Here is a 6,327-nt window from a genome sequence, read left to right on the forward strand (position 1 = left end):
AAAAATATAAAAGTTACAGGTTTTGATAATTTCCTAAACGTTTATAAAAAAAAGAAAGGGGTATTATTTCTAACCGCCCATTTTGGCAGTTGGGAACTATTAGCAGTTGCCCATGTTCCTCCCCAAACTCTACGAGTCTCCCAGCAGAGATGGGAGTTTACTTTTGATTATTAGGCATGAGCGAGGGCATGTATACCAGCAAGACGCTTGCCGATGCTTGCCTTCGCGATTTTTAAATCGTAAGACGCCTGAAGATTGAGCCAATATTGCGGCGTCTGGTTAAACGCGCGACCGAACAACAATGCCAGTTCCGCCGTCACCGGACGATCTCCAGTGACTACATGCGAAATCCGCATTGGCGATACCCCGATAGTGCGCGCGAATTCAGCCTGAGATATACCCATTTCTCCCAAAATTTCTGCAAGGAACTCTCCCGGATGAATTGCAGGCAAACCATTCTTAACCATGTTTGTACCTCCTTTAATGATAATCAACGATTTCAACGTCAAAAGCGTCGCCATTATCAAAGCGGAAACATATGCGCCACTGGTCGTTAATGCGAATGCTCCATTGGCCGGCGCGGTCATGAGCCAGCGCTTCCAGTCTGTTGGAAGGCGGGATGCGCAAATCATCCAGGCTGACAGCCCCATCCAACTGTGTCAGCCGCATCGCTGCACGTTTCAGTATGTTCTGCGGCAAGCGGCGTGATTTCCCGGTGGCGAAAAATCGTTCCGTTTCGGAAGAGGCAAATGACTGAATCATGGGATGATTATAAACATATTGTTTATCAATGTCAACTGGCTGTTTGATTTCTAACTTGAATAGAGATACGGTTTATTGTATTATTCTTTCATCAGAGCAAAAATACTGGAGCATCATAACTACTATGGATAAAAACGAAGTAATGGACAGAAAAACATTTCTCAAGATGGGCTTCCTTAAAGTTGCCGAGCCTTTTGTTGCAATGGTTGAAAGCAAGGTAAAGGAGGCGACAAAGAGGAGGGTCTTAAGACCTCCTGGGGCAATAGAAGAGGTTGCCTTCCTTACAAAATGCACAAGGTGTGATGATTGTGTAACAGCATGCCATCAGAAGGCAATAAAACATGCCTCTGAGTATGATGGACTTGCAGCAGGAACTCCTATCGTTGTGCCAAATGAGATGCCTTGTTATTTGTGTGATGAGTTTGTTTGTATAACGGCATGTATAGAGGGTGCGCTCCAGATGGTGAAAAGAGAAGAAGTTAAGATGGGCATTGCTGCTATAAATACAAAGCGGTGCCACAGATGGGCAGGCATTGACCCCATGTGCGACTATTGTTTTGACAGATGTCCGCTAAAGGGTAAGGCAATCTGTCTGGACGACAAGGGGCCAGAAATAGATGACAAAAAGTGCGCGGGCTGCGGAATATGCGAATATGTGTGTCCTTCTGACCCAAAGGCTGTTATTGTAACACCTCTATAAACAGTTTATGAGAATATTGCTTTCCTTATACTTTTTCATCCTTTTAACCCATCATACAGTTTATGCAGCAACTGATTTGACAAATCCGTTTTCTGCTTCCATGATTCCTGAAGTCAAGACAGAGGATTTGGAAAAGGCAGAATCCCATATCCTTAAAAATGCAAGAAAAGGACTTGATGCGAAGGTTTTGGCAATAAAAGACCATGCCGAAATTTTACTCACCCTGCTCAATGTTTACAAAATAAAAGATAATAAAGAGGGCATTGCAAAAATACTACAGGAAGTGAATACCCTTTCCATTGATGACTTGAAATTTGACAGCAGTGAAGAAAAACTCTCTGACGGTTTTGCTGTCATAAGATTATATACCACTGCATACAGAATAAAAAATAATGAGATATTTAAAGATAATGCAAGCCGCTTATTAAAAAATATAGAGAAGTTGTATTTTGATAATCAAAGGAAGGGATTTTTTGTAAAGATAAATGGGAAAACAGGAGCAACCTCCACAGTAAATGCAGATGCTGTAATCACCTTTCTTGAGGCATCCAGAGAATTTAGAGATAAACATCTTGAGGAGATTGCCAATTCTGTAGTTCAATACCTTAAAAACATTCTGATAAAAAACGGTGAGGCATTCCATGTATTAGACCCTGATAAATCAAGGGTCTACATGGACGGACAGTTATCAGACAATGCAATTACAGGCATTGCATTATTAGAAATCTACAAAACCTTTAAGCATGTCCCTGCAGAGCCTGCCCCAGCGGTAGTAAGCAGGGGCATTAAGCAGGGGGATGAACAATATCTTGAAACAGCAAAAGCCATCGCAGGTTTTATGCAGAAAAGGCTGTATGATGAAAAGTTCGGCGGCTTTATTCAAAGAAACAGCAATTCACCTGAAAACTATCCTGAAGGAGAGGAATTATTCATAAACGAAAAGCCATTCCATGAAAATTCCATTGCAGCATATTTTTATCAGTCCCTTTATGAACAAACAAACAATAAGACTTACAAAGATATTGCAGCAGGCACACTCGGCTACCTTACATCAATATACACAGATACACCTGCTCAAAAACAATTATACTTTATAACAACCTTATCCGATTATTTGCATGCAAAAAAGCAGGATGTTGACACTGCAAAAAAAGTGGATGGCATCGCAGACAAACTCAGTTGGGATACCAAACTACCCGGGACAAGGCTACTTCCCATTATTGTCCTGTCGTTTCTGGCAGGTGTTTTGAGTTTTCTATCACCCTGCACACTGCCTATACTTCCTGCATATTTTGCATTTACATTTCAGGGCGAAAAATCCCGCATACTTGCAATGACATTCTTCTTTTTTCTCGGGCTCGCTATGGTTTTTTCACTCATGGGCGCTACAGCAAGTTTTATAGGCTCTTTCTTGCAGTCAAATATATCCATAATAACAACCATAGGTGGAATTTTAATAATAATATTCGGCTTCATGTCTTTAATAGGCAAGGGATTCGGCGGCGCAGCGATATTCAAGGCTAACCCTTCTACAACACTTGGCGGCTCTTTCCTGTTTGGCGCAATGCTCGCATTCGGCTGGACCGCATGTGTTGGTCCGATACTGGCAGGCATCCTTGTTCTTGCTGCAACTGAAGAAGGGGTCATAAGAGGCATTACCCTCTTATTCATATATGCACTGGGTTTGAGTCTGCCCCTCATGGCAATATCACTTTTCTTTAAGAATATGGATAAGAACGGCTGGTTCTGGAGATTCCTGAAGGGCAAGGGCTTTGAGGTAAATATATTTGGAACTACCCTCTTTTTACATTCAACAAGCATAATAAGCGGCATCATCTTTATCTTACTTGGCAGTCTTATGCTCAGCGGTTATCTGGCATACATCAACAAGATACTCCCTCTTTCAACACAGGTCTGGTTCGCTGATATAGAAGATAAACTTATGGAGATGATTAGGTGAAAATTTCAAAGATTAAATATAAAAAATCAAAATTACAAATTAAAATTCAAAAATTATTTTTCCTTATTTTTTATTTTTTATTTTTGATTTTTAATTTTTCTCCTGCTAACGCCCAGCCTGTCTTTTCTCCGGGAAGCCCTGCACCATGGGACAGCCTTGATGTGGAGCCAGGGGCAGTTATAAAAGATGGGAATATATTTAAGATGTGGTACACAGGCTCTGACAATAAAAAACACAGGATAGGCTATGCTGTATCAAAAGACGGCGTCAAATGGGAAAGGAATGACGAGATTGTTTTTGACAGAGGCGAAGAAGATGCATGGGATAGTTTCAGCGCTGCTTACCCATGTGTTATAAAAGACGGCAATGTCTTTAAGATGTGGTATACAGGAAGCAGCGGCAAAATACTTTCAATCGGTTATGCAGAGTCAAAAGACGGCATTAAATGGGAAAGGCGCAAAAGCCCTGTATTTGAGCCTGCTGAAGATGATGTATGGGACGGCTTCAGCGTCATGTATCCAATGGTCATCAAATCAGAAAATAAATATATGCTCTGGTATACAGGCTCAGCAGGCATATCTTATAAGATATGGACAGCGGTATCTGACGACGGCATTGAATGTAAGAGACTGGAAAACAAACCGATAGATCTGGGCAGGGTGCATTCGTTCCATCCGTGGGTTATAAAAGAACAGGGTCAAGGGGTGAAAAGCATGCTTTTCACGGACAAGCCTGCCCCTGCAAGTAGTAAGCAGGGGGGGCAAGAAATAAAATATAAGATGTGGTATTCTGTAAAAGAAACCCCGAAATCTGCATTTCATATATTTTCCGCTGAATCAAAAGACGGCGTTAAATGGAATATCAAAGGCGAGGCATTAAAGCCCGATATGGGATGGGATATAAAAGAGGTTTTCAAGCCTGTTGTGCTGCATGACGGCAGAAATTACAAACTCTGGTATGCGGGCTTTGACGGCAGAAGGACAAGGGTTGGGCTTGCTGTGTCAACTGACCTGTCTGCTACGGCACGGGCAGGCGGAAATAAATGGATAAGGCATAAGGAAAACCCTGTTCTTGATGTAGCCGAAGGAAGCGGTTGGGATGGTGAGTCTGTTTTCAGGGGAAGTATCATGAGAGAAGAAAATCTATATAAGATGTGGTATTCAGGTTTTAACGGCAGAAGGACAAGGATTGGCATGGCATCATCAAAAGACGGCATAAACTGGCAAAAGGCTTTGCTCCCAGTTTTTTCACCCGGCGCTGATTGGGACAGGCTCGGCGCGGGTTATCCATTTATTTTAAAAGAGGAGAAGACTTACAAGATGTGGTATACAGGCTTTAATGGAACAATACTGCAAATAGGCTATGCTGAATCAATAGACGGAACAAACTGGAAAAGGCACAGCAGTCCTGTTCTAAAACCATACAAAGACAAAGGACAGGTTGCATACCCATATGTCATAAAAGACAGCGGCAAATACCGTATGTATTATGTTGCATACGGCAAGGATGCTGTCGGCATTGAAACCGCATTATCTAAAGACGGCATAAACTGGGAAAGGCAGACAGAAAAGCCGATTATCACAGAAAACACAGAGATAATGTCCCCATGGGTTGTAAAGGACAGCAACGGCTACAAGATGTGGTATTCCGTATATGGAGAGGGCGGCTATGAGATACACCTTGCGACATCAAGAGACGGCGTCAAATGGGAGAAACACGGCGCGGTATTAAAACCTGATGGAATGATAAAATCTGTAAGCGGGCCAATGGTCTTTAAAGAGGAAGAACAATACAAAATGTGGTATGAAGAATTCAACGGCTCTAAAACCTCTATTGCCCTTGCGTTTTCAAAAGACGGCATAAACTGGCAGAGGTTTGAAGGGCATACTGCCATTGACCCTGGGCCAAAAGACGGCTGGGATAGTTTTGGGGTTGCAGGCGGATGGGTTTTAAAAGAACAGGGGCAAGGGTCAGTCCTGCCTGTGCGTCACCGCACGCAGACAGGCAGCAATGGGCAAGAAATAAGATATAAGATGTGGTATTCGGGACATGACGGCGAGACACTCAGGATTGGATATGCTGAGTAAAAGGATGGCAAGGACTGGGAAAGGTTTAATATGCCTGTTTTTGACAGAGGAACAGAAGGGAGTTGGGATGACTTTCAGGCTGCATATCCGTTTGTTATGAAGGATGGGGATGGATATAAGATGTGGTATTACGGCTACGGCAAAACGCCAAATCATCCGCCAGGCATAGGTTATGCAACATCAATAGACGGCGTCCACTGGCAGAGGTATAAAGAAAATCCTGTCTTATCCCCGGGCGAGGAAGACTCATGGGACAATGAGATGCTAGGCTACCCTGTTATCATAAAAGAGGACTCTCTATACAAAATGTGGTATGCTGGAACGAACAGGTTTGAAGAATGGAAAATCGGTTATGCTGAGTCAAAGGACGGAATAAACTGGACTAAACTCTTGGCGCCTGTAGTGGATAGCGGCGAAATGAATGACTGGGACGGTCTTGCAGTTTCATATCCAATGGTGCTTCCTGTGGAGCAGGGTTATCTTATGTGGTATACAGGAATAAACACTAAACAGAATGGGGACCCTGCCATGAGAATCGGCACAGCGTTTTCAAAAGACGGTATAACATGGCTTAAAACTTCAACCAACCCTGTCCTTGACATAGGTGATGAAGGAGAGTGGAATGAGGCATCAAGTCTCAGCCCAAGGGTAATCCTTGACAATGACACATGGAAAATCTGGTTTACAGGGTTTGACAGGGACAGGATTTTCAGTATAGGATATACGGAAAAAGCGGTGAGCGGTGAACGGTAAGTTTCAAGGCTAAAGCCTTGAGGGACGATAAGAGACTGTAACTCAAACCTTTAGGTTTGATATTT

General features: G+C 42.8%; 6 protein-coding genes. 4 read left to right on the plus strand and 2 right to left on the minus strand.

Annotated elements, in window-relative coordinates; genetic code table 11:
- Positions 1 to 170 precede the first annotated feature (170 nt).
- Together HZC45_06455 and HZC45_06460 are read right to left on the minus strand one after the other, a co-directional pair.
- On the minus strand, positions 171 to 467 hold the full coding sequence (locus HZC45_06455) for a HigA family addiction module antidote protein (GenBank protein MBI5682788.1): 297 nt from the start codon (positions 465 to 467) through the stop codon (positions 171 to 173).
- Positions 468 to 480: 13 nt separating this feature from the next.
- Positions 481 to 762, minus strand: coding sequence for a type II toxin-antitoxin system RelE/ParE family toxin (locus HZC45_06460; GenBank protein ID MBI5682789.1), 282 nt, complete (start codon positions 760 to 762; stop codon positions 481 to 483).
- A 124-nt stretch (positions 763 to 886) separates the two neighbouring features.
- Between HZC45_06460 and HZC45_06465 the strand changes: the two genes are divergently transcribed.
- From HZC45_06465 to HZC45_06480, 4 genes are all read left to right on the plus strand, one after another.
- The gene (locus HZC45_06465; protein ID MBI5682790.1) at positions 887 to 1,462 is read left to right on the plus strand and encodes a 4Fe-4S dicluster domain-containing protein; all 576 of its coding nucleotides are present in this window, start codon (positions 887 to 889) and stop codon (positions 1,460 to 1,462) included.
- A gap of 7 nt (positions 1,463 to 1,469) precedes the next feature.
- Positions 1,470 to 3,422, plus strand: a complete 1,953-nt coding sequence (locus HZC45_06470) for a hypothetical protein (protein MBI5682791.1) — start codon at positions 1,470 to 1,472, stop codon at positions 3,420 to 3,422.
- An 83-nt stretch (positions 3,423 to 3,505) separates the two neighbouring features.
- Positions 3,506 to 5,509, plus strand: coding sequence for a hypothetical protein (locus HZC45_06475; protein MBI5682792.1), 2,004 nt, complete (start codon positions 3,506 to 3,508; stop codon positions 5,507 to 5,509).
- A gap of 30 nt (positions 5,510 to 5,539) precedes the next feature.
- Entirely contained in the window at positions 5,540 to 6,262 is a 723-nt protein-coding gene (locus HZC45_06480; protein MBI5682793.1) for a hypothetical protein, read from the plus strand.
- Positions 6,263 to 6,327 lie beyond the last annotated feature (65 nt).

It is taken from the genome of Deltaproteobacteria bacterium, from assembly GCA_016223005.1.
Taxonomy (GTDB): Bacteria; Desulfobacterota; GWC2-55-46; order UBA9637; family GWC2-42-11; genus JACRPW01.

Excerpts from the sequence above, each read along its gene's own strand:
- HZC45_06465 (MBI5682790.1), top strand. The coding sequence starts at position 887 with ATGGATAAAAACGAAGTAATGGACAGAAAAACATTTCTCAAGATGGGC.
- HZC45_06480 (MBI5682793.1), top strand. The coding sequence starts at position 5,540 with ATGCCTGTTTTTGACAGAGGAACAGAAGGGAGTTGGGATGACTTTCAG.
- HZC45_06455 (MBI5682788.1), bottom strand. The coding sequence starts at position 467 with ATGGTTAAGAATGGTTTGCCTGCAATTCATCCGGGAGAGTTCCTTGCA.
- HZC45_06460 (MBI5682789.1), bottom strand. The coding sequence starts at position 762 with ATGATTCAGTCATTTGCCTCTTCCGAAACGGAACGATTTTTCGCCACC.
- HZC45_06470 (MBI5682791.1), top strand. The coding sequence starts at position 1,470 with ATGAGAATATTGCTTTCCTTATACTTTTTCATCCTTTTAACCCATCAT.